Raw genomic sequence first — 25,138 nt, forward strand, 5'->3', positions numbered from 1 at the left:
GAGGATACTTCTCATGAAAATAGGTACCATTATCGACGGTCAAGAACGAATAGAAGATCATCGACAAACAAAAACGGTTCATAACCCTTTTAATAATGAGGAAGTTGCGGAATTAAAACTTGCTACAAAGAAAGATCTTGAGGACGCTGTAACCATTAGCTTTGATAAGTTTCACTCCGTAATGAAGATTATGCCGGCCCATCAACGTGCTGATATTTTACGTAAAGCTGCCGATTTGTTAGTAGATAAAACGGAGGATTTTGCAACCATTATTAGCAAGGAAGCAGGTAAACCAATTAAGTATAGCCGCGGTGAAGTCGAGCGGTCTATTCAAGTTCTCCGATTTGCTTCTGAATTAGCAAAAAATATTCCCGGGGAAATGATACCCATGGATGCTGCTATTGGTGGTGAACATCGTATGGGTCTAGTCAAGCGTGAGCCTTTAGGTGTAGTAGGAGCCATCACACCGTTTAACTTCCCATTAAACCTTTCCCTTCATAAACTTGCACCAGCTTTAGCTGCGGGCAACACAGTCATTTTTAAACCGGCAGAAAAAACACCGATTTCGGCCTATATGCTTGTAAAGCTATTTCAAGAAGCTGAGTTGCCAGACGGTGTCATTAATCTACTTATCGGAACCGGTGAAGAAGTTGGCGCCCCGCTTGTGACTCATGATAAAGTTCATAAAATTAGCTTTACTGGCAGCCTTCCAGTAGGTAAAAACATCAGGGAAACAGCAGGATTTAAGAAGGTTACTTTAGAGCTCGGTTCTAATTCACCAAACCTTTTATTTGAGGATGCCAACATTGATTATGCTACAACAGAATTAGTAAAAGGTGCTTTTGCGTTCTCTGGTCAAGTCTGTATTTCTGCACAACGTATTTATGTCCATAAAGAAATTTATGATGCATTCCTTGATTCCTATATCCGAAAAACAAAAGCATTACGAATTGGTGATCCAACCAGTGGGGAAACCGACATTGGTCCGATGATTAATGAAGAAGAAGCTAAGCGGGCTAAAGAGTGGATTGATGATGCGGTAGACAAGGGTGCGAGGATTGAGGTCGGTGGTGAAAGAAATGGCACGATTTTATCACCTACGATCATGACCGATGTAGATGAAAACATGAAAATCATTGCAGAAGAGGTTTTTGCGCCTATTGTATCGGTCATTCCATTTAATACGGAAGAAGAAGCAATCCAGTATTCCAATGATTCCATTTACGGACTACAAGCTGGTGTTTTCACAAAAGATATTAACCGAGCATTACGTGTTGCTGATCGATTAGAAATGGGTGGCGTCTGGATTAATGAAATCTCAACGTATAGGCAGGATAATCATCCATATGGTGGCGTGAAGCAAAGTGGTGTTGGAAGAGAAGGCGTAAAATATGCGATAGAAGACATGACTGAAATGAAATTTATTGGGATTAAAATTGATCAGAACTAATAAATAGGATGATCTGAATTCTACGATGAAACACTCACAAATGTTGGAACCAATTTTAGTGAGAGTTTTTTGTATAAAGGAAGAAAAAGTATCTTTATATGAGCTAGTCAAAAAAATGTTACGAGTGAAGTATCTTATGTATAAATCCATAAAACTTCGCGAAAATAAGGATTATAAAATGCGTTAAAAGGTGGGTTCATATGGATAATCAAAGATTAATTAATTTTTTGAACCAATTATTATCAAATCATTTCGTGTTATATGTTAAGTTACACCGCTATCACTGGTTTGTTCAAGGGAGGCATTTCTTTCAGCTGCATGCTACCTTTGAAGAAATGTACAATCAAATTGCTGAAGATTTAGATGAAGTGGCAGAAAGAATTTTAGCAATAGATGGAAAGCCGTTGGCAGTCATGTCAAAGTATTTAGAAGAAGCTACATTAGTGGAAGCGAACGCTGATGATAAAGAGAATGAGATTATTCAACAACTAATGGATGATTATAAGCAAATGATTGCTGAAATTCAGAATGATGGATTACCTCTAGCAAGTGAGAATAACGATGAGCCAACAGCTGATTTATTAATTGCTTTACAAGGTAAGTATGAAAAATATGTATGGATGTTATCAGCGTACATAGCCTACGAATAGTTTGGTTTACTAATCCTCGTTAAGGACAAACTGCAAGGTGGTTTTGACTTATTTTCCTCACTAACCTATAATTGAGTGTCTGTGTTTACATACACAAAAATTTCTCGTTACTTTTTTGAATTAATAAGTTTATGGATATAGGACATGAATAATAAATGATAAAAAGTTATGTGGCATTATTATAGGAGGACAAGAATGGATGACAGTACTAGGAAGAAGAAAAAATTAGATTGGATGACGTTGATTGTAAGTGGAGGACTGCTGCTTCTCTTCGTCATCGCTTCCATTTTTAATGAAAAATTAGTAGGGCAGTGGATCAGTGATTCCTTCTCTTTTACAGCAAAATATTTTGGAGCTTATTGGCAAGTGTTACTGCTCGTAATGTTTGTCATTGGATTGATATTAGCTTTTAGCAAATATGGAAAAGTACGACTGGGCAAAATGGAGCGGCCGGAGAATAGCAATTTTCGTTGGGTTTCTATGATTTTATGTACATTGTTAGCCAGTGGAGGAGTTTTTTGGGCTGCGGCTGGACCAATGTATCATTATTTGACAACGCCTCCGCTGTTTACAGGTATTGAAGAAGGGACAGTGTCTGCAACATTTCCTGCAATGGCACAAAGTTATTTGCACTGGGGCTTCTCAGCTTGGGCAAGTTTGGGCACCTTGACGACGATTGTGCTTATGTATGCCCATTATCAGAAAGGCTATCCACTTAAACCACGAACCTTTTTGTACCCAATGTTTGGTAAGAAAATCTTTAAAAATAGTTTTCTTGGCTCTTTGGCTGATATTGTATCCATTGTAGCAACAGCGGCTGGAACAATAGGACCAATCGGTTTTCTAGGACTTCAGGTCGGTTATGGATTAGAAGCGGTATGGGGGATTTCGAATACTTTTACTACACAGTCTTTGATCATTATCTTTTTAGTTGTGATTGCTTCGATTTCGGCGGCGACTGGTATTGAGCGCGGTATTCAATTGCTCAGCCGAGTGAATGTTAGTTTGGTTGTTGTTTTAATGGCTACCATGTTAATACTCGGTCCGACCTTGTACATTATCGACTTATTTATCGGTTCAGAAGCCTTCTATCTACAAAACTTTTTGACGATGAGTTTATATCGAGTAGATCAGGCTTGGCTTGGGTCATGGACGATTTTCTTCTGGGGTTGGTTTATTGGTTATGGTCCAATGATGGCTATCTTTATCAGTAGAATATCTCGAGGAAGAACAATAAGAGAATTGATTATCGCTGTCTCCATTATTGCTCCAATTGTTAGTAATTTTTGGTTCACTGTAGTTGGCGGTTCAGGTATTTTTTATGAAATGGAAAACCCTGGTTCTGTTTCAACTGCACTAAATGAGAGTGGTATGCCGGCAACTGTGATGGCAATCATGGATCAAATCCCATTTGGAATCGTGCTAGCGATTGGTTTTATCATTGTATCGGTTATTTTTGTTGCGACAACGGCTGATTCCATGTCCTATACCGTTGCGGTGACTTTAAGTGGTACTGATGAACCTAGCCGGTTAATTCGCGTCTTTTGGGCACTAATGTTTGGAGTTGTTGCTGTTTCCTTGTTAGCGATTGGCGAGGAAACAGTCGGTATGCTGCAAAACTTTATAGTTGTAACAGCAGCACCAGTATCATTACTTCTTCTCCCCTCACTATGGGATGCACCAAGGCTAGCGAAGCAAATGGCGAAAGATCAAAATATTATTGAAAAAAAATAATGAGAATGCTAGGATTCTTTTTTTGGTGTATAAGCATCAAACAAACCACCTGTTTTTAAAATAACAGGTGGTTTTATTAATTAGTAATAGGAATCTATATTTTATTCTTTTTATGAATATCTTCTGTTCCGGCTTCCAATGCAGTTTGGTAATATAAACATTTATGTTCGATCAGTTCCATTGTTTTTTTCAGTTCTTCCATTTGTGCTTCTACACAAGTTTTTCTTTCCATAAACATGTCATACCTTTGTTGTAAGGTAGAATCCCCATCAGAACACCAATCAATGAAGGTTTTAATTTCCTTAATCTGCATCCCAGTGGATTTTAAGCATTCTATTATTTTTAATGCTTCGATATCCGATTTCTTAAACAATCGTGTTCCGCTTGCTGACCGTTTGACAAAAGGCATAAGCCCCTCTTTGTCATAGTAGCGCAGTGAGATTCAATTCTTTCGCAACTTCACTGATAGAATATGTCTTCATCTTATATCTCCTATTCTTGTAATAATATAGACCTCAAGTTAACTTTACTGTATGGTTTTGGTAATTTTATCATGATAATTCTTGAAGGTCAAAGTCATCTTAAAGGAAAGTGAAGATGACTCGTATATAAATATCTATCAACTCGATTGATATCCGATATGAAATCTTAATGACTGGAGAGATCTATGAAAAAATATAAAGTTAATCACTTGATCTAGAGTTAACTCTAGGGATTATTATAGTTTTAAAGAGATAAACGAGTCATCTCTTTTTAAAAAGTAAAATTACAGGAGGTTTTATTAATGCTAACTGCTAAAGCACGAGCTGTCGACGGTCCAGACAAACCTTTCCGAGTAGCAGAAATTCAACGACGAGATCTTGATTCGTATGACGTTCAGATTGAAATTAAATATGCAGGTATATGTCATTCGGACATCCATACTGCACATGGCGAATGGGGCGAAGTAAATTATCCTCTTGTACCTGGCCATGAGATTGCAGGTGTTGTTACAGCTGTTGGACCAGAAGTAACAAAATATAGTATTGGAGATCGTGTAGGTGTAGGATGTATGGTTGACTCCTGTGGTGAATGTGAGAATTGCCGTAAAGGAGAGGAACAATATTGTTTAACAGGAAATGTTCCTACCTACGCAGGTGTTGATAAATATGGAGAGCCAACTCAAGGAGGTTATTCTACACATATTGTTGTAACAGAGGACTTTGTCGTTAAAATTCCAGATAATATCGGGCTTGATGTTGCAGCACCATTACTTTGTGCAGGTATTACAACTTATTCTCCATTAAATCATTGGAATGCTGGTCCAGGTAAGAAGGTAGCAGTTGTTGGAATGGGCGGTCTTGGTCATATGGCAGTTAAGATTGCACATGCCATGGGTGCTGAAGTAACAGTGTTGTCACAAACATTGAATAAAAGAGAAGACGGCTTACAATTTGGTGCAAAAGAATACTATGCTACAAGAGATCAAGAAACGTTTGAGAAACTTGCAGGTACGTTTGACCTGATCATAAACACGGTAAGTGCCAAAATCGATATGAATGCTTACCTTTCTCTTTTAACCTTAGATGGTACTCTTGTAAACGTTGGTGCACCTGCAGAACCGTTGGGAGTAAATGTGTTTTCTCTTATTGGTCATCGTCGTTCATTTGCAGGTTCCATGATTGGAGGCATAGGTGAAACACAAGAAATGCTGAATTTCTGTGCTGAACATAACATTGCACCTAAAATTGAAATAATTTCAGCCGATCATATTGACGAAGCTTATGAACGAGTATTAGCTTCAGATGTGAAGTATCGATTTGTGATCGATATTAGTACCATGTGAGTTGTTTTAAAGAACATATTTAAAGCAGGGATCTTGGTTAAGATCCCTGCTGTTTTATCTATTATCAACCTCTCGCCAATCTTTCAAGTTCATTGTAAATAGTCAAATAAATTTCATCAATTACTGCAAAATCAACCGCATCGATATAAATAGCTTCTAACTTATCATGTAAGGCTTTAGCTTCCTTTAAATAAGTGATCCCGTCTTTCATTCGTTGCTTGTAGCTTTTGGTGTAATAAGTAATATCTGATTCATACTTTTCGTCTGTACCAGGAGTGATTGTTTGCTCGTATAAGTCCACGATTTCATCCCCTTGACGCTCAGGAAAATATTCATGTGGATCAGTACTATCAAATACACAGACACCTAGCTCTCGGATAACAACCATATCGATACTTTCCGGATCAAATCCACAGTGATACATTTCAACGTCAAAGCCACTTTCCTCCGCATTAGTGGCAATTTTTTTTAGTAGTGTTGATTTCCCCGTACCAGCTCGCCCTTTTATAAAATAACGTTTCGTCAACTCTTCGGTAATGGAGGGAATAAAATCAACCACACCTTCTGGGGTAGAGGCACCGAAAAAGCGATGTCGCACGATACCATTTCCGTGAATACTTGTTTTATCAAGCAAAATCTTTTGAATTAATTCGTCAGTGACTTGATTAGCTTTGTCAAAATTCATCTCATTAATATATATTTCCTCTAAGTAATCGTGAATGTGAAGTCCCTCCGCAAAACAGTCATAAGCAGACTGAAATGCTGTACTTATTTTAGTTTGCAGCTCAGCAATTTCATCTTTATTTTCCTTTAGCTTTGTTTTATCCCAAGCAATTTCGAGATTAACATACTGTTCAATTGCACCGGGGGCCTTTGGCTCTAAAACATGTGGAGCAGTTGCATCAAAAATTCCGAATTGAAGTGCGGGGATAATAAGGCCGTCTAACGAATCATTATCTGCTGAACAATGAATTTGCTCAACATTATAACCCTGCTGTACCCACGTGTCTGCTAGCTTTTTAATCATTGTCGATTTTCCTGTACCAGGTCCACCTTTTAATAGATATATAGTTTCTAACTCTTGCATATTAGACTCAAACAGGTCATAAAATCCTTTTGCTGTGTTACCACCAGCATAGTAATTAATCACTTTTCCCGGCAAAATCACCACCCCTTTGTAAAAAAGATTTACACATTAGCCTATGCAATCGTGAGACTATCTGACACTTTGGAGGTGCGACAGTAAAGTAGAAAAATTAAGTACCAAAATTCACACGCATGAAGTCAAAATGGTACTAAAAAGACAATTAAGTACCAAAAATAAAAATTATCTGATTAAAATGGTACTTAAATACTCATCATGAAACATGTTATAATATGTAAGAATAGGAGGTATTTCATGATAGCAAAGCAAAGGAAAAAGCCTGTCGAATTAATCGCTTATGAACTATTATCTAAACGCAAACAATTAAGTGAGGAAGAAAAGAAACGGCATCGAAGTGTAGCAAAAGGTTTTGAAGGGGAGGTTATGTTTGATACTTATTTAGATAAATTAGCAGGAGAGCATATCATATTAAGAGATGTATTGATTCACCATAATAAATATTGTCAAATCGATACAATTTTATTGAAAAACGGCAAGATTTTCTTATTTGAAATAAAAAACTTCATCGGTGAATACTATTGGGACGATGATAGTTTATTTATGTTGAACCAAGTGGAAATCGATAATCCGCTAGTTCAACGTGATCGAGCCCATTCCATATTACGGCGCTTACTACAGTCGCTAGAAATAAAACTCCCCTTGTTTTCCTACTTAATATTTGTGAACCCCGATTGTTCCGTCTTTCAAGCTCCTTTAGACAAGCAGATTATTTTACCAACACAAATGAATCGCTTCATCAAGCATTTTCCTATTACCACGAACATTACTTCGCAAGAAAAAGAAGCTGCAGAAAAGCTTGTAGCAAATCACATCGAAAATTCTCCATTTAATCCGTTTCCATCCTATCAATATGATCAATTAGAAAAAGGAATTCCATGTTATCACTGTGGTGAAATGGCAACATATCCGCAAAAACAAGGCATCGAATGTCGTTTATGTGGTCATTTTGAAAAGGGGAGTGAAGCTATTATGCTTATCTGTAGTGAGTTTCAGTTTTTGTTCCCTGAAAGAAAAATAACTTCAACCTCCATTTATGATTGGGGTGGTAGGATGATATCGAGAAGAAGAATCTTTCGAATATTACAACAATACTACGAGAAAAAAGGTGAACATAGGTGTCACTTTTTTGAATGACACCTAGACACATTTTTAACCTAAAACCTTTTGAAATTCCTCTGTAAGTAATGGCACAACTTCAAAAAGGTCGCCAACGATTCCATAATCAGCGATGTTGAAAATTGGTGCTTCGGGATCTTTGTTAATGGCAACAATAACCTTTGACTGACTCATGCCAGCTACATGCTGAATCGCACCGCTAATACCGCATGCAATGTAGACTTCTGGTGTAACAACCTTACCGGTTTGCCCGATTTGCAGTGAATAGTCACAGTAATCAGCATCGCAAGCACCTCTAGAGGCACCGACTGCTCCGCCGAGGACATCAGCTAGCTCTTGTAGAGGTTTAAAACCGTCCGCACTTTTGACTCCGCGCCCGCCTGATACAACAATTTTTGCTTCTGATAAATCGACTTTTCCAGATGTATTTCGTACTACGTCTTTGATAACGGTTCGTAAAGAAGCTGGTTTAGCATATTCGAAATGTTCAATTTCTGCTTTACCTCCGCTTGAATCAGCTCCTGGAATATTATTTGGTCTAATGGTGACAACCCATGGGGAGCTTTGAAAAACTTTCTTTTCAAATGCTTTTCCAGCATAGATTGGTCGGGTAAATACAACTTGATCGTCGATGTTTTCGATGTTTGTGACATCCGAAATTTGTCCGGCATCGATCTTTGCTGAAATCATTGGTGCTAGATCACGACCAATAGCGGTATGTCCCAAAATGATTCCGTCTGGATTAGAGGCATCAATCACTTGCATTACAGCAGCAAGATATGCTTCAGGATTATATTGCTGTAAATCTGGGTGATCAATAAGATGAATTTTCTCCGCACCAATACTAGAAAGGGACTCTGTTAAGCTATCTAATGGATGACCGATCACGGCGACATGGAGCTGGTCGTTTTCTGTTGAGGACAATGTTGCTGCTTGTATTGCTTCATAGGTGACTTGTCGCAATGCTCCCCCGCGGTGTTCAGCAACGACTAGAATGGTTTTACTCATAAGAATACCTCCTTATTATAATACTTTTGCATCTTGTCGCAGTTTTTCAACAAGTACTTTCACTTGCTCGATAGTCTCGCCCTTAAGAATTTGCCCTGCTTCTTTTTGAGGAGGAAGAGAAAGGGCTGTTCTAGCTGTTTTCGGGGTTAGCTCGCTCTCCTCTATATCGAGATCATCTATTGTTAATTGTTGAAGCGGTTTTCTTTTGGCTTTCATAATTCCTGGGAGGCTTGGATAACGTAGTTCATTTAACCCTTGTTGTGCAGTGAAAACTGCAGGAAGTATGACTTCAATTTGTTCAAGGTCGCCTTCTGCATCTCGATCTGCTGTTGCTTTGTCATCATTAATATTGAGCTTGGTAATCGATCCGACATGCGGAATGTCTAAGAGCTGTGCTAATCGAATCGCGACTTGACCAGCACCGTTATCGACTGAAAAATAGCCGCCGAGAATCAAATCAACCTTTTGGCTGCTTAAGTATGAAGCTAATACCTTTGAGATGATGTTTTCATCTGAACCAATTCTTTCATCGGATATTAATACGGCTTCATCGGCTCCCATTGCCAATGCTGTGCGGAGGGCTTCGGATGTCCGTTCTGGACCTACAGCAATAACATAAACGTTTCCTCCAACTTCCTCTCGTTTTTGGATCGCTTCTTCTACGGCATATTCATCATATGGATTGATGACATATTGCACGCCATCTTCGGAAACATTGTCATCTTCAATAATAATTTTTTCCTCGGTGTCGAAGGTCTGCTTCAGAATGACATAGATCTCCATTTATCATTCTCCTTTCCAACATAAATGGTAAGCATTTTCTAATAATCACGTTCATATCCATAATATGAGAACCTTTACATTTTCATGTGTGTTTCTTAAAAGGAAAAAGGTGGCCCAAAAGCTTCTGTAAACCTACTAAGAATCAGGAAGGGAGCGATCATTGTGGCTTGGCAATGGATTCAATTTCTAGCATTTCTCTTAGTAACTAGTTACGGCTTATATTTATTTGGGAAAGTCGTTTATCGTCGCTATTTATATATTAATCTAGGAAAGCAGGTGGAAATCGAAAAGAATTTGGATGAACGCTTGAGAACGTTTGTCTCGCAAGTATTTGGTCAATCGAAATTATTGAAGCACAAAAAAAGTGGGATCATGCATGTCATTATTTTTTATGGCTTTATCATCTTACAATTTGGTGCCTTGGATATCATTGTCAAGGGCCTTGGGGTAGATAGGCTTCCGATTCCAGGCTATCACGTCTTTAACCTCTTTCAGGAAGTAACGGTCCTTCTCGTTATACTTGCAGTTGGCTATGCTGCCTATCGTCGTTATGGGGAGAAGCTACCTCGATTAAAAAGAGGAAAGAAGCCGAGCATCGTTATTTATTTTATTTTTTCTTTAATGTTCTCGGTATTATTGACGCTTGGAATGGAGAGGGTCATTCATGATCTCGCCTTTTCTTGGTATGCTCCGCTTTCTTCTCTGATCGCAGTGGCTTTTACAACGGTTGGAGAGATCACAGCACATGTTCTTTTTTACTCGTTTTGGTGGGCGCATTTGTTGATTTTGCTAGCGTTTTTAGTGTATGTTCCGCAGTCGAAGCATTTTCATCTGATGGTTGCTCCGATTAACATTTTTTTAAGACGAACCGATCCGGTTGGTCAATTGAGAAGCCTTGACCTAGAAGATGAAAATGCCGAATCATTCGGTGTTGGAAAAGTAGAAGATTTCACACAACAACAAATGCTCGATTTCTATTCCTGTGTTGAATGTGGGCGCTGTACGGATGCTTGTCCAGCTTCCAATACGGGCAAGGTGCTTTCGCCGATGCATCTTATTGTAAAGTTAAGAGACCACCTTACTGAAAAAGGTGCAGCGATCACATCGAAATCACCTTGGGTACCGCAGTCTAATTATGGTATACACAGTATTCAAGATGTTGATAGAGAGCAGGTCGAGTGGGGGCAAGGGACGACGATTCAACCGACGATGACACTTCAGCAACAGATGTGGTCGACAAGTGATAAAAATGTAGAAGAGCTAAATCTTGTTGGCAATGTGATGACCGAGGAGGAGATTTGGGCATGTACGACATGTCGGAACTGCGAGGATCAATGTCCAGTCGGGAATGAACATGTGGATAAAATCGTTGACTTACGCCGGCATTTGCTGCTCATGGAAGGCAGTGTACCTCATGAAGGTCAGCGTGCGATGCAAAACATTGAGCGCCAAGGGAATCCGTGGGGAATCAATCGCAAAGATCGTGCGAAATGGGTGGAAGACATTGACGGGATTCCGGTTCCGACAGTAAAGGAAAATCCTGATTTTGATACTCTTTATTTTGTCGGCTCCATGGGATCTTACGATAATCGCAGTCGCAAAGTGTCCCGTGCTTTTGTAAGATTGCTAAATGAAGCAGGTGTCAACTTTGCAATTCTTGGCAATGAAGAGAAAAATTCCGGTGATACGCCGAGACGAATGGGTAATGAATTACTTTTCCAAGAGTTGTGCATGGAAAACATCGCAACATTAAAGAAATACAACGTGAAAAAAATCGTTACAGCCTGTCCACATACCTTTAATACGCTAAAAAATGAATACCCGGAGTTTGGTTTAGACGGGGTTGAGGTCCTTCATCATACGGAGCTTCTCAATCAGCTAGTGAAAGACGGTCGATTAACACCAACGTATGAAATGGATGAACGGATTACGTATCACGATTCCTGTTATCTAGGACGCTATAACAATGTTTATGAACAGCCTCGGGATATCCTCCGTTCGATTAAAGGTGTCGAATTAGTTGAGATGGATCGTAACCGTGAGAATGGCATGTGCTGTGGTGCAGGAGGAGGGTTGATGTGGATGGAGGAAACCGCCGGAAAGCGGGTAAATCTCGCTCGTACAGAGCAGGCACTTGATGTACATCCAACAGTGATTAGTAGTGCCTGTCCGTATTGTCTCACGATGCTAGATGATGGCACGAAAGCAATTGAAGTAGAGGACGATGTGAAGGCAAAGGATATTGCCGAAATTTTAGAGCAAGCGGTATTTGGCGAGTCTAGCTCTAGCAAACTTACAGGATGACATAGAACAGGAGGTTAATAGTATGGAAAGACAAATTCGACGTGCAGCTGTAATCGGTTCGGGCGTGATGGGAGCAAGCATCGCAGCCCATTTAGCAAACGTAGGTATCCCTTGTCTTTTGCTCGATATTGTCCCTGATCAATTAACAGAAGATGAAAAAAGCAAAGGACTGAGTTTAAATAGTAAAGAAGTCCGTAACCGTTTAGCTGTAAATGCAATTAAGAGACTGAAGAAAACAAAGCCAGCCCCACTGTATGTTGAGGACTTGGCGTCGTTTATAACTCCTGGCAATTTGGAGGATGATTTGGAGCGAATAAAAGAAGTTGATTGGGTTGTGGAAGTGATTGTCGAAAATCTAGACATTAAGAAGCAGCTTTTCGAACGTGTTGAAAAAGTATGGGAGAAGGGAACCATTGTCAGCTCTAATACGTCAGGCCTTTCCATCAATGCAATGGTTGATGGTCGTAGCGATGCATTTAAAGAACATTTTCTAGGCACACATTTTTTCAATCCGCCTCGTTATATGAAACTATTAGAAATTATTCCAGGCAAGCAAACACGAACCGAGATCATAGATAGGATGAATCATTTTTGTGAGAAAAAGCTCGGTAAAGGTGTCGTGGTTGCGAAGGATACGCCAAACTTTATCGCTAATCGAATCGGAGCGTACAGTCTGCATATCACACTTAACGAAATGCTTGATAAAGGCTATACAGTTGAAGAAATGGACGCATGTACAGGACCGGCAATCGGGCGTCCGAAAAGTGCGACATTTCGAACATTGGACTTAGTGGGACTTGATACGTTTGTACATATTGCTAACAATATGTACGATAAATTGATCGATGAGGAAGAGAAGAAAGTGTTCAAGGTGCCGGAGATTTTACGAAAGATGGTTGAAAAAGGATGGGTTGGTGAGAAAACGGGGCAGGGCTTTTATAAAAAAGTGAAGAACGAAAATAAAAAGGAGATTCTCTCCCTTAACGTGCAGACGATGGAATATGAGCCGCAAAAGAAAACTGGTGGGGCATCTTTGGAAGCGGCAAAAATGGCTAAAGGAACAAAGCAAAAGCTAAAAGCGCTTCTAAGCACGCAGGATCGTTACTCGGCACTAGCTTGGAATTCGCTCAAAAAAGTACTCCTTTATTCCGCGGAAAAAGTCGGAGAAATTGCGGATTCGATTCTGGAAATTGATCAAGCAATGAAATGGGGCTTTAATTGGGACCTTGGCCCATTTGAAACATGGGATGCGATTGGATTAGAAAGATCCGTAAAGCGGATGGAAAAAGAAGGAGAGAGTGTTCCACTATGGGTCAAAAATTGGATTAAAGCCGGAAACAAATCCTTTTATAAAAAGCAAGAAGGTACCACGTTTTTCGCATCAGATAGTGTCTATAAGCAAATAGAGCCAAAGCCTGAAGTGATTTCACTACGTACACTTAAAGAGCAAAATAAGGTTGTAAAAGCTAATAGCGGAGCTAGCCTGATTGACATTGGTGATGGAATAGCCTGTCTTGAATTTCATTCCCCTAACAATGCGATAGGTGCGGATATTTTAATGATGATTGAAGAAAGCATCAAAGAAGTCCGTAGCAATTACGATGGACTCGTCATCGCCAATCAAGGACGGAATTTCTGTGTTGGTGCCAACTTAATGATGCTTTTAATGGAAGCGCAGGATGAGGAATGGGATGAAGTCGACCATATTATCCGCCAGTTTCAAAATACAATGTATCACTTAAAGCAGTTTGAAAAGCCTGTCATTGCAGCTCCACATCGGATGACCTTGGGTGGAGGTGTTGAGGTTTGTCTGCCAGCCGATCAAGTTGTCGCCTCGGCAGAAACGTACTACGGATTAGTCGAGGTTGGTGTTGGCTTAATACCAGCAGGCGGTGGGTGTAAGGAAATGATCGGTCGTCTTAGCAACTCCGTTACGAATCCAGAGGCTGATTTACAACCATATGTCAACCAAATATTTGAAACGATCGGCATGGCAAAAGTATCGACAAGTGCACTAGATGCAAAAAAACTCGGTTATTTGCGTGATCAGGATACTGTTGTTGTTCATCAAGATCATTTAATTTACGAAGCAAAGCAAGCTGCACTGCGGTTAGTTGAGCAAGACTATACACCAAAGCCAAAAGAAGACATTCGTGTAGTCGGAAGCGAAGGGAAGGCGTTGTTGAAGCTAGGTGCTTATCAAATGAAGTTGGCGGGTTACATTAGTGACCATGACCAATTAATTGCCAATAAGCTGGCTCACGTATTAGCTGGAGGAGATGTTCCTGCAAGGACACAAGTGAGTGAGCAATATATGCTCGATCTCGAACGGGAAGCTTTCTTAAGCTTGTGTGGTGAGCCAAAAACTAGGCAGCGCATGCAGTATATGTTAAGCAAAGGCAAACCATTACGTAATTAAACTAGAAATGAGGTGACTTTGTGAGAGAAGCAGTGATTGTATCGATTGTACGTACACCGGTGGGAAAGGCAAAGAAAGGCGGATTTGCACAAACACGGATAGAGGACTTAGGAAGTACGGTTTTAAATGCAGTCATGGAACGGGCTCACGGATTAAAGAAAGAGGATGTGGAGGATATCATTATAGGCTGTGCTATGCCTGAAGGGGAGCAAGGATTAAATGTCGCAAGAATTCTCTCTCTTTATGCTGGTTTTCCGGCTACCACTCCAGCGATTACAATCAATCGTTTTTGCTCATCGGGCTTGCAGTCGATTGCCTTTGCCGCCGAGCGTGTCATGCTCGGCCACGCAGATGTTGTTATCGGCGGAGGAGTAGAAAGTATGAGTCATGTTCCGATGTCAGGGTTTAAGATGTCCCCGCATCCACAAATTGTCGATGAAATGCCTGAAATCTATATGGGGATGGGCTTTACGGCTGAAGAAGTAGCAGAACGATTTGATGTTTCACGAAACGATCAGGATCACTTTGCCGTAATGAGCCATCAGAAAGCAGCAGCTGCTATGCAAGCAGGAAAGTTTAAAGAAGAAATTGTCCAGGTGCAAACAGTGCGTACGGGTGTTGATGAGAACGGGAATCCTTGGAAAGAACAAAGCGTTGTCGACACAGACGAAGGGGTTCGTGCGGATACAAGTGTAGACGTATTGGCAGGATTAAAGCCTGCATTCAAGCTGGGAGGGACTGTAACTGCAGGAAATTCGTCGCAAATGAGCGATGGTGCCGCAGCGTGTGTTGTGATGAGTAAAGAGAAGGCGGAATCACTTGGCTTAAAACCATTAGCTACCTTTAAATCCTTTGCAGTGGCTGGCGTTGAACCTGAGATTATGGGGGTTGGTCCGATCAAGGCGATTCCAAAAGCCCTTGATATGGCGGGAGTTAGCCAGGATGATATCAAACTTTTTGAAATAAACGAAGCATTTGCAGCACAATGCCTGCCAGTTATTCACGAATTGAATATTGATGAGGAGAAAGTAAACGTGAATGGAGGAGCGATTGCACTTGGCCACCCTCTCGGATGTACTGGAGCCAAGTTAACCTCCACATTACTTTATGAGTTGAAACGGCGAGGCGGTGGGTATGGAGTCGTTTCGATGTGTATCGGCGGAGGTATGGGTGCAGCTAGCGTGTTTGAAGTGCATCCTAGCTAAAATAATACCAGCACCATGATAGAAAGGGGAACACAATGATGGAGGAAAAAATAGTTGGTGGAAGTTTTATTATTGACGATATCGATTATAACTCGGTAATCACACCTGAAGATTTTACACAAGAGCAGCGTATGATTGCTGAAACAACAAAGGATTTTATTGAAGGAGAAATTCTGCCACAGGATGAAGCGATTGAAAGCTTAAATTACGATCTTACCGTAAAACTCCTACAAAAGGCCGGAGAATTGGGACTCCTTAGTGCAGATGTGCCAGAACAATATGAAGGCCTTGGTCTAGATAAAGTAAGCTCGACATTAATCAGTGAACGATTATCTAAGGCATCATCTTTTGGTCTATCCCTTGGTGCACACGTCGGTATTGGTACTTTGCCAATCGTTTACTTTGGAACAGAAGAGCAAAAGAAAAAATACCTGCCTTCATTAGCTATCGGTGAAAAAATTGCAGCCTATTGCCTGACAGAACCATCTTCTGGATCAGATGCTCTCGGTGCCAAAACAACTGCCACATTATCGGAGGATGGTAAGCACTTTATCTTAAATGGAACAAAGCAATTTATTACGAATGCAGCATTTGCTGATATTTTCATTGTTTATGCCAAAGTAAATGGAACAGATTTTAGTACATTTATTGTAGAGAGAACAATGACAGGAGTCAGTATTGGACCAGAAGAACAGAAAATGGGGATTAAAGGCTCCTCCACATGTCCGCTAATTTTGGAAGATGTGAAGGTTCCTGTAGAGAATCTGTTATGGGAGGTTGGAAAAGGACATCTTATCGCCTTTAACATTTTGAATATTGGTCGATTTAAGCTTGCAGCGGGTTGTCTTGGTTCCTCGAAAGATACGATTGAACTAGCATCGGCCTATGCGAATGAAAGAGTTCAATTTAAGCAACCCATTTCATCTTTTCCTCTGATTCGTAAAAAATTAGCAGAAATGAATATAGGGGCCTACGTTCTTGATAGTATGGTCTACCGAACAGCTGGATTAATAGATTCGAGTATGAAGGATATTGATTTCAACAGTTTTGATGCAGGGGTGGCTTCTGCCAAAGCGATTGCTGAGTATGCATTAGAGTGCTCAATCAATAAAGCATTTGGATCTGAGACATTAGATTTTATTGCTGATGAAGGAGTTCAAATTCACGGTGGCTATGGATTTATCAAGGAATACAGAATTGAGCGCATCTATCGTGACTCACGCATCAATCGAATTTTTGAAGGAACAAATGAAATCAACCGTTTATTAATCCCGGGTACCTTGATTAAGCGAGCAATGAAAGGCGAACTTCCTCTGATGCAGAAAGCTCAAAAGTTACAAGAAGAATTACTTACGTTTATGCCACAACGGACGTTTGAAGGGCTCTTAGAACAAGAACAATACATGATTAAAATGGCGAAGAAAATCTTCCTCATGATTGGCGGTCTAGCTGTACAAAAATACCAGCAAGAGCTTGAAAAAGAACAAGAAATTCTTAGTCATTTAGCAGATATCATGATTCAAGTGTACGCAGCTGAAAGTGCGTTACTTAGAACGAAGAAGTTGATCGCGAACGAAGGTGAAGAGAAAGTGGCAAATGCGATCGTGATGACACAAGTATTTGTTCACGAATCGTTTGAAAGAATAGAGTCTTTTGCTAAGGATGCGTTAGCTGCGATAGAGTCAGGTGATATGCTCCAAGCGCAGCTATCTGTATTAAAAAAGCTCGCTCGTCGAACGCCTGTCAATACTGTTGCATTGAAAAGACAAATTGCAGAGCGTGTCATTTCAGCTGAGAAGTATGTCGTTTAACATGCCATAGCCAAAAAGGAGAGTTGGATATGTCTGAAAAAGTATGGTTAGCGTATTACCCCAAAGAAGTCGCACCGTCATACGAATATCCAAAGCAAAATTTGGCTCAATTCTTGATAGATACAGCAGAAAAACATCCTCAACATACAGCCTTGTTTTTCTATGGAAAAAAGATCAGCTATGAGCGGTTATTAAAGGAAACATACCAGTTTAGCAATGTTTTAAAAGAATTAGGGGTTGAAAAGGGCGATCGGGTAGCAATTATGCTCCCGAATTGTCCTCAATCCGTCATCGCTTACTACGGAGCATTAATGATTGGCGCGATTGTCGTTCAAACCAATCCGCTTTATGTGGAGAGAGAGTTGGAGCACCAGCTGAATGATTCTGGAGCGACAGTTCTTATCGCCTTGGATCATTTATTTAGGCGTGTCAAAAACGTGTTGCCGAAAGTAGAAGTAAGACATACCATTTTCACCTCATTTAAGGAATACTTGCCATTTCCGAAAAATATACTGTACCCGATAAAAGCAAATAAAGATGGATTGTCAATGGAGGTCAGCTATGATCAGCATACACATTCGTTTAAGAAACTTCTATCCATTGCATCGACTAACCCCATTAACATTAAAATAGATGCAGAAGAAGATTTGGCTCTGCTTCAGTACACAGGTGGTACAACAGGTGTGTCCAAAGGTGTCATGCTTACTCACTATAACCTTGTCGCCAATACTTTACAGACAAAAGCTTGGGTATATCGTAGTGAGGAGAAGAAAGAACGATACTTAGCGACACTCCCATTTTTTCATGTATTTGGGATGACCACGCTCATGAATCTGTCGATCAGATTAGGGGGCACACTCCTGCTTCTCCCTAAGTTTGATGTAGACATGACGTTGAAGCTCATCAATAAGCAGAAGCCGACTACTTTTCCAGGAGCGCCAACGATGTATATGTCATTAATTAATCACCCCAAAATAAAAAACTTTGATCTGTCGTCCATTAATGTATGTATTAGTGGTGCAGCCCCATTGCCGGGCGAGGTCCAGGAAACGTTCGAGAGGATAACTAGAGGTAAGTTAATTGAAGGATACGGTTTAACCGAAGCTTCTCCAGTTACCCATGCAAATAACATATGGGAAAAACGTAAGCTTGGTTCGATTGGTATTCCTTTTCCAGATACGATCGCCAAGGTTGTCGACCCGGAGACTGGTGAAGAAGTTGAAAACGGTGAAGTGGGTGAACTGATCGTTCAAGGGCCACAGGTTATGAAAGGCTACTGGGAACGACCGGAGGAAACGAGTAACACCTTAAAGAACGGATGGCTTTATACAGGTGATATGGCAAAGATGGATGATGATGGCTTCTTTTACATTGTCGATCGCAAAAAAGACCTCATCATTGCCGGCGGATTTAACATTTATCCTCGAGAAGTGGAGGAGGTTTTGTTTGAACATCCAGCAATAATGGATGCAGCTGCGGTAGGAGTGCCAGATGAATACCGTGGAGAAACGGTGAAGGCTTATATTGTCTTAAAAAAAGGTGCAACAACAGACGAAAAAGAACTGGAGACGTTCTGTCGAGAAAGGCTTGCCGCATACAAAATACCGCGAATATACGAATTTCGCGAAAGTCTCCCAAAATCATTAATCGGAAAGACCTTACGCAGACTCTTAGTTGAAGAAGAGAATGAAAAATAATATATTTTTTAATATGTAACGCCTAATAAATTGTAAACGGATACACATAAACAAAAAGCTGATTAAGTACCAAAATAGAATGCGAACAAGTAAAAATGGTACTTAAAGTTGTTTTTAGTACCAAAATCAAACGGAAAATTATCAATTTGGTACTAAAATGGTATCCTTCGAATGAACACGTTCTTAGACAACTTCCCTTCGCCATAAAATTAGTTACGAAGGGAGTGATTCTTTTGAGACAATTAGACTGGACGATGATATGGTTTGCTAGCTCGACATTATTGCATGAATATTGGTTGTTATCAGGTCTACCTCGGATTTACTACTGGGATGTGAAAAGACAACATTTAAATAAGTTGAATGAGGACGATGATGAGAGAAAAATTGCTTAATTTAAGATAATCAAAACGAACATGATAAACGTCTAGTACACTTTTCCTTCTTGTTGAATTTACTAGTAATAAATGTATGTTGCAAGGAGGAGAAGTATGGCACGAGTACGTTTAATTCCATATAAAATGGAACAACAGATTGACGACACGAGTGAAATTCCTGCTGGTATTGAAATGATGCAAGCACCTAAAAAGTGGGAAGAAGGATATAAAGGTAGCGACGTTGTTGTTGCTGTAGTTGATACAGGGTGTGATCGACATCATCCTGATTTAAGCAACCGAATCATTGATGGGAGAAATTTTACTACTGAAAATTATAGCAATCCACGCAATTTTTCCGATCTAAATGGACATGGTACACATGTTGCTGGAACGATTGCGGCTGTGCTCAATGATCGAGGTGTAGTCGGAGTAGCTCCTGAAGCAAAATTATTAATATTAAAAGCATTTGATGGCAAAGGTTCTGGAGACTTTAATGGCATTATACAGGCGATTCAACATGCTATAAAATGGCGTGGGAGAAATGGGGAAAAAGTGCGAGTAATTTCCATGTCCTTTGGCGCCAAATGGGATGTACCAGGGCTTCATCAAGCAATTCGAAGAGCTGTGGCTGATGATATTTTAGTTGTTTGTGCTGCTGGAAATGAAGGAGATGGAAATGCACGAACAACAGAACGAATTTACCCCGGTTATTATAAAGAAGTAGTGCAAGTAGGAGCTGTAGATAAGGAGGGCAATATGGCTGAATTTACGAATACTAATAGTGAGGTCGATCTAGTGGCGCCTGGTGTTGATGTGATGTCCACCTATTTGAATGGAAAGTATGCGAGGCTGTCGGGAACATCGATGGCAACCCCACATGTTTCCGGAGCTGCAGCGATTCTAATTGAGCAAATGGAACAGGAGTTGGACAGAACATTAACGGAACCAGAAGTGTATGCTCAACTTATAAAATCAACGTCCCCATTAGGGTATAGTAAAAGAGTGGAAGGGAATGGATTGATTACTTTAAGTAACGATTCATTAAATATCGGGAATTCAGAGTATCCAAAAGAGAAACAAACATCGATAAAAGCTAAAAACAATAGAACAGCAGGCGGTGGCTTTGTTATCTCAGATGCAGAAGTTTAAATGTAAGAAGCTGTCTCATAAGGTTAGTTTCATATAGTACACGGAGCTAACTTATAAGACAGCTTCTATGTGTCTAGCTTATTTCTAACTCGGAACGTACAGAATTTGGCGATTAATTATCTATTTCGGGGTTCAAATCCAGTTTGTGTGTCGTTATAAGCTTTCGTATAGACTAGGCAGTTAAACAAGCGTTACATTAAGTTTTAAAGTCTAATCGGTGGAATCATCACATTCTTTTCATGTATAGAGAAATACATAACTCACGATTTTGATTGAAAGGTAAAAAATACTTTCTCTATCTCCTTAATTCCTAACCAGTTTAACGCCTGACTTAACCATAGCTTATCAAGATTAAATTCTTTTAGCACATTGGTGGTGTAAAGCGTACTTTCTACGATGATAGCAAATGCAATATTAGGTGTTTTTTTCACAGAAGTGCCTTGTTAAAGGATTTTCATGCAGTTAGGATATGGTAAAATAAAAATAACGGCTAGTTCTTTCAGAAGTCATGAGCAAAAAAATGGGTTAAAAAGGTTCTGGCTAATTCAATGATAAAAGGGAGACTACGATGACTATTATCAATAAACTAAATCTTACTAAATATAAAAATATCGCTGTTCTTAACCAACCTAGTGATTATGATCTATTTGATGACTATCAAACAGAATTAACAGGAGACCATGATGCTATTTTCATTTTTGTAGAGACAATTGATGAAATGACAAGCCATACTCAACGGATAATCAAAGAGGAAGCCTTAGTTGAAAAAGGATACTTATTTTTTGCCTATCCGAAGAAAGGGAACAAACGGTATGATACCTATATTCACAGAGATGATATCTTTCCATCATTAAAAGTTGGAGAAGATGGATATGTCGAAAATAGTGATTTGAAATTTTCACGAATGGTGAGTATGGATGATATATTTACTGTTGTCGGTATCAAACGAGAAAAAAAGAATACGAATAAGTCATCAAAAGCTAGTCAGTCTGTAGCTGATTATGAGGATAACGTAAAAGATGTTGAGGAAATATTAAGTGATTATCCTAATGAACTTAAATTCTATCAAAATTTAACGCCAGGTTATCAAAGAGATTGGGCCCGTTATATTTTTTCTGCTAAACAGCAAAAAACACGTGAAAAACGTCAGGCACAAATGGTTGATATTTTATCACAAGGGTATAAATCAGTGGACTTATTTCGTCAAAAGAAGAAATAGATTCGGACTGGGAGGGCAAAATATCTTGAAAAGCCTACATATGAAGAATCACTTTCAAAAGATATACAAGCAAAGAGAAGAAATAAAGGAAGAATTAGTTGTTTTTCGAAATCAGGAATGGAAGAGGCCGCATCAATATAAGTGGTCATGGGGAGAAACCTATTATCACCTATACTTGATGATGAAATGGTTTCGAAGGCTAAGTAAAGGTTATGTTCCCATATCTCTGCCTATCGCTACATTAAGAAAAAACAAACCATTTAAAGTACATAGCACTGACGTATATGCAGCATATAAACAAAAGAATAAAAAGCCGATGAAAGCTCCTTTCATTTTAGTTCCACCAAAAGATATAGAATATGATGTTGATTTTCAATGGCTGATAGAACAACTCGATAATGAGACAAAGCAACTAGAAAAAATAGTTTTAAACATTACGGATGATGTTGCAGGCCATATACGCTTCCTAGATCCGCTCGCAAACAATCCCAATTTAATCCAAAGTATTGATCTACTTGGTATACATGAGAAACACCACTTTTTATTATGTGAAAAATATTATAACGATGTGTAAGCTACGATAAAAGATCGCTGTGCGTACCAGCTGAATATACTAGGAATTGGCATTACAATTAGCTGAAGGAATCATGTTAAAAGCGCTACAGTTCTTTTTAGTGGACCAATGTAAAAAATGCTATGAAAAAGCATCCCAATATAAATAAGAAAAATTCATATTAAATTAGTCTAAAAAATATTGAAAACGAATACATTTTATATTATAATCATGATATCGAAACGTTTCACTATAAATGAAAATCAATGATGAAAGGGATGTTTAATTAATACATCTATTTTTTAACTGTTTTAATCGAAACGTTTCACTAAATGGATGCAGGAGTGAATATTATGGTAACCATTAAAGAAGTGGCAAAAAAGGCAAATGTTGCGGTATCGACCGCTTCTTATGCTTTAAATGGAATAAAAAAAGTTAGCCCAGAAACAAAGGAAAAAGTGTTACAAGCAGCTAGAGAGCTTAATTATAGAAAAAATGGATTTGCCAGCGATCTTAAAAGAAATTCTACTAAAACATTGGCCTTAATATTAAGTGATTTGTCAGGTCCTTTCTATTCAGAGTTGATTAGAGGAGTGCAAGATGTAGCAACAGATCATGGGTATGATTTAATCGCATGTAGTGCTATAGGCGGTGAGAATTCAACAGCTGCTAAGTTTTTGACAGAACATCGCGTCGATGGCTGTATCGTACTGGCACATAATATTACAGATGAAATGTTAAAAAATGTGGCACATCATCATTTTCCGATTATATTGTTGGATAGAGAAATCGAAATTGATTCGACAGTACATGTAAGGGTGAGCAATAAAAGAGGTGGATTTAAAGCAACAGAATACTTAATCCAAAATGGTCATACTGACATTGCTTTTGTTAGTGGTCCATCAAATTCATATGACAACAAAATGCGCTTTGCTGGATACCAAGAAGCGTTACAAGCATACAACATCGAACCTCAAAATAAGTGGGTTGTGTCAGGTAATTTCACAAGAGAAGGTGGAGAAAGCGCTGCAAATATATTAGCTGCCCAAGATCAAGGTCCTACAGCTGTTTTTTTTGCCAATGATGAGATGGCTGTAGGGGGGATGGAAGCTTTTCAAAAACGAGGAATTAGTATACCGAATGATATTTCCATTATCGGCTTTGATGATATTTTAGAAGCTAAATATGTAAATCCAAAATTAACTACTATTAGACAACCTAAATATGAAATGGGAGCATCAGCGACACACTTAATCTTTCAAATGCTTAAAAATGAGAAAGTGAATCCAATTTTTGAGTTGCATACTGATTTAATCATTAGAGAATCGGTTAAAAAGCTTTAATGCTTTACTTTACTAAAGGGGGTGGGGAAAGCATCAATAAGCTCTTATTCTTTGACAGGATCAAAATAATAAAAGGGGTGAAATAGATGAAAAATAAAGTAGTTTTATTTTTAAGCTTAATGGTTGCAGTTCTGTTATTAATGGCTGGTTGTTCAAGTGGAGATGATGAAAACACTATTAAAGTTTGGACGATGAATAATTCGATGGAAGATTTTGTGATAAATTATGAGGAAGAAAATGATGTATCTGTGGATGTACAAGTTATTCCTTGGGGAGAAGTAAAAGATAAGTTTTTAACGGCAATTGCCTCAGGTGAAGGTCCAGATGTGGTGCAAGTAGGTACTACAGGGGTGCCGGAATACGCTGATGCGGGGATGTTTATGGATTTATCAGATTACGTAAGTGAATATGAAAATTTCAATCCTGACAATTTCTATGAAGATGCAATTGGTACAACCGAATATAATGGAAAAACGATAGGGGTTCCATTTCACGTAGATACTAGAGTCTTGTTTTATAGAACAGATATATTAGCAGATGTTGGTTATCCAGAAGGGCCAGAAACATGGGATGATATGGTAGATGCTTCTAGAAAATTAGCTGAACGAGGCGATGATCAGTACGCGATTGATCTTCCTAGAGATGATCCCCAATATCCATATATGCTCGCTTGGCAACATGGTTGGAACTACAATGTAGACGAAGGTGCAAGTAATTTTGAAGATCCAAAATTTTTGGAAGCGATGTCAAAGTATGAAACGTTTTATGGAGAAGGCTTATCACAACTAGAAGAAGGTAAAGAACTAGTTCAATCCTTTAGTGATGGGTCCAAACCAATGTTTTTTAGTGGACCATGGGATATTAAAACAATTAATGATGGTGCGCCTGAAATTGAAGGTCAATGGGATGTTCGTGTCATGCCTGAAAAAGAAACAAACCGCTCTATGATTGGCGGCTCTCACTTTGGAGTATTCCATAACTCAGAAAAGGTAGAGCAATCCTTAGATTTTATTAACTGGTTAGCTGATGCTGATACTCAGTTAGAGTGGTATAAAGAAGTGAATGAGTTACCAGCTAATTTAGAAGCCTGGGAGGATCCTGTTTTAGCAGATGACCCTAAGTTTAGTGTGTTTGGTGAACAGCTTGAGTCAACAGAAGTATTACCGATGATAACGGAATACACAGAAATGAGTGAAGAATTAATGAACTATTTAGAAGAAGTATATAGAGGTGGAGCAGATTTAGAGTCCACTTTAGAAGAATATCGAACAAAAGTAACTGAAATTTTGTCTGAATAAGAAACATATTAAATAGGGTGCATCTGAATAAGCTT

The 25,138-nt window shown here is 39.2% G+C and carries 20 protein-coding genes and 1 pseudogene; 16 read left to right on the plus strand and 5 right to left on the minus strand.

Annotation, left to right across the window (positions count from 1 at the left end; genetic code table 11):
- Positions 1-13 precede the first annotated feature (13 nt).
- The 3 genes from J5J03_RS08380 to J5J03_RS08390 all read left to right on the plus strand — a co-directional run bounded on the left by J5J03_RS08380 (position 14) and on the right by J5J03_RS08390 (position 3,834).
- The gene (locus J5J03_RS08380; RefSeq protein ID WP_208588586.1) at positions 14-1,450 is read left to right on the plus strand and encodes an aldehyde dehydrogenase family protein; all 1,437 of its coding nucleotides are present in this window, start codon (positions 14-16) and stop codon (positions 1,448-1,450) included.
- Positions 1,451-1,650: 200 nt separating this feature from the next.
- Positions 1,651-2,100, plus strand: a complete 450-nt coding sequence (locus J5J03_RS08385; RefSeq protein WP_208588587.1) for a Dps family protein — start codon at positions 1,651-1,653, stop codon at positions 2,098-2,100.
- Positions 2,101-2,295: 195 nt separating this feature from the next.
- Positions 2,296-3,834 (plus strand): BCCT family transporter, encoded by a 1,539-nt coding sequence (locus J5J03_RS08390; RefSeq protein WP_208588588.1) that lies wholly within the window; start codon positions 2,296-2,298, stop codon positions 3,832-3,834.
- Positions 3,835-3,928: 94 nt separating this feature from the next.
- Here the strand turns inward: J5J03_RS08390 and J5J03_RS08395 are convergent.
- Positions 3,929-4,316 (minus strand): annotated as a pseudogene (locus J5J03_RS08395) (MerR family transcriptional regulator).
- Between the two features lie 302 nt (positions 4,317-4,618).
- Here J5J03_RS08395 and J5J03_RS08400 point away from each other — a divergent pair.
- Positions 4,619-5,659: an NAD(P)-dependent alcohol dehydrogenase gene (locus tag J5J03_RS08400; RefSeq protein ID WP_208588589.1), complete on the plus strand. Its 1,041-nt coding sequence runs from the start codon at positions 4,619-4,621 to the stop codon at positions 5,657-5,659.
- A 64-nt stretch (positions 5,660-5,723) separates the two neighbouring features.
- Here the strand turns inward: J5J03_RS08400 and J5J03_RS08405 are convergent, their stop codons facing one another.
- Positions 5,724-6,821 (minus strand): PRK06851 family protein, encoded by a 1,098-nt coding sequence (locus J5J03_RS08405; protein WP_208588591.1) that lies wholly within the window; start codon positions 6,819-6,821, stop codon positions 5,724-5,726.
- 237 nt (positions 6,822-7,058) lie between these two features.
- Here J5J03_RS08405 and J5J03_RS08410 point away from each other — a divergent pair, with 237 nt between their 5' ends.
- Positions 7,059-7,958: a nuclease-related domain-containing protein gene (locus J5J03_RS08410; RefSeq protein ID WP_208588593.1), complete on the plus strand. Its 900-nt coding sequence runs from the start codon at positions 7,059-7,061 to the stop codon at positions 7,956-7,958.
- 15 nt (positions 7,959-7,973) lie between these two features.
- Here J5J03_RS08410 and J5J03_RS08415 read toward each other — a convergent pair whose 3' ends face one another.
- A complete protein-coding gene (locus tag J5J03_RS08415) occupies positions 7,974-8,948 on the minus strand; it encodes an electron transfer flavoprotein subunit alpha/FixB family protein (RefSeq protein ID WP_208588595.1) in 975 nt (324 codons plus the stop codon).
- A 15-nt stretch (positions 8,949-8,963) separates the two neighbouring features.
- Positions 8,964-9,731: an electron transfer flavoprotein subunit beta/FixA family protein gene (locus J5J03_RS08420; RefSeq protein ID WP_208588597.1), complete on the minus strand. Its 768-nt coding sequence runs from the start codon at positions 9,729-9,731 to the stop codon at positions 8,964-8,966.
- A 162-nt stretch (positions 9,732-9,893) separates the two neighbouring features.
- On the opposite strand from J5J03_RS08420, the gene J5J03_RS08425 reads away from it, so the two are divergent.
- From J5J03_RS08425 to J5J03_RS08455, 7 genes are all read left to right on the plus strand, one after another.
- Complete coding sequence (locus J5J03_RS08425; protein ID WP_208588599.1) at positions 9,894-12,035, plus strand: (Fe-S)-binding protein; 2,142 nt, start codon at positions 9,894-9,896, stop codon at positions 12,033-12,035.
- Positions 12,036-12,057: 22 nt separating this feature from the next.
- The gene (locus J5J03_RS08430; protein WP_208588601.1) at positions 12,058-14,454 is read left to right on the plus strand and encodes a 3-hydroxyacyl-CoA dehydrogenase/enoyl-CoA hydratase family protein; all 2,397 of its coding nucleotides are present in this window, start codon (positions 12,058-12,060) and stop codon (positions 14,452-14,454) included.
- A gap of 20 nt (positions 14,455-14,474) precedes the next feature.
- The gene (locus J5J03_RS08435; RefSeq protein WP_208588603.1) at positions 14,475-15,659 is read left to right on the plus strand and encodes an acetyl-CoA C-acyltransferase; all 1,185 of its coding nucleotides are present in this window, start codon (positions 14,475-14,477) and stop codon (positions 15,657-15,659) included.
- Between the two features lie 38 nt (positions 15,660-15,697).
- Positions 15,698-17,470: an acyl-CoA dehydrogenase family protein gene (locus tag J5J03_RS08440; protein ID WP_407927825.1), complete on the plus strand. Its 1,773-nt coding sequence runs from the start codon at positions 15,698-15,700 to the stop codon at positions 17,468-17,470.
- A 29-nt stretch (positions 17,471-17,499) separates the two neighbouring features.
- On the plus strand, positions 17,500-19,167 hold the full coding sequence (locus tag J5J03_RS08445; protein ID WP_208588607.1) for a long-chain-fatty-acid--CoA ligase: 1,668 nt from the start codon (positions 17,500-17,502) through the stop codon (positions 19,165-19,167).
- A gap of 233 nt (positions 19,168-19,400) precedes the next feature.
- On the plus strand, positions 19,401-19,559 hold the full coding sequence (locus J5J03_RS08450; RefSeq protein ID WP_208588608.1) for a hypothetical protein: 159 nt from the start codon (positions 19,401-19,403) through the stop codon (positions 19,557-19,559).
- A gap of 96 nt (positions 19,560-19,655) precedes the next feature.
- Complete coding sequence (locus J5J03_RS08455; protein ID WP_208588610.1) at positions 19,656-20,690, plus strand: S8 family peptidase; 1,035 nt, start codon at positions 19,656-19,658, stop codon at positions 20,688-20,690.
- 260 nt (positions 20,691-20,950) lie between these two features.
- Here J5J03_RS08455 and J5J03_RS08460 read toward each other — a convergent pair whose 3' ends face one another.
- On the minus strand, positions 20,951-21,121 hold the full coding sequence (locus J5J03_RS08460) for a hypothetical protein (RefSeq protein ID WP_208588611.1): 171 nt from the start codon (positions 21,119-21,121) through the stop codon (positions 20,951-20,953).
- A gap of 137 nt (positions 21,122-21,258) precedes the next feature.
- Here J5J03_RS08460 and J5J03_RS08465 point away from each other — a divergent pair, with 137 nt between their 5' ends.
- The 4 genes from J5J03_RS08465 (at position 21,259) to J5J03_RS08480 (ending at position 25,103) form a co-directional block, all read left to right on the plus strand.
- Positions 21,259-21,909 carry a YdeI/OmpD-associated family protein gene (locus J5J03_RS08465; protein ID WP_208588612.1) on the plus strand — a complete coding sequence of 217 codons (651 nt, stop codon included), beginning with the start codon at positions 21,259-21,261 and terminating at the stop codon, positions 21,907-21,909.
- A gap of 25 nt (positions 21,910-21,934) precedes the next feature.
- On the plus strand, positions 21,935-22,483 hold the full coding sequence (locus J5J03_RS08470; protein ID WP_231710652.1) for a DinB family protein: 549 nt from the start codon (positions 21,935-21,937) through the stop codon (positions 22,481-22,483).
- 332 nt (positions 22,484-22,815) lie between these two features.
- Positions 22,816-23,805: a LacI family DNA-binding transcriptional regulator gene (locus J5J03_RS08475; RefSeq protein WP_208588613.1), complete on the plus strand. Its 990-nt coding sequence runs from the start codon at positions 22,816-22,818 to the stop codon at positions 23,803-23,805.
- A gap of 86 nt (positions 23,806-23,891) precedes the next feature.
- Entirely contained in the window at positions 23,892-25,103 is a 1,212-nt protein-coding gene (locus tag J5J03_RS08480; RefSeq protein WP_208588614.1) for a sugar ABC transporter substrate-binding protein, read from the plus strand.
- Positions 25,104-25,138 lie beyond the last annotated feature (35 nt).

It is taken from the genome of Gracilibacillus suaedae (assembly GCF_017599345.1).
GTDB lineage: Bacteria > Bacillota > Bacilli > Bacillales > Amphibacillaceae > Gracilibacillus > Gracilibacillus suaedae.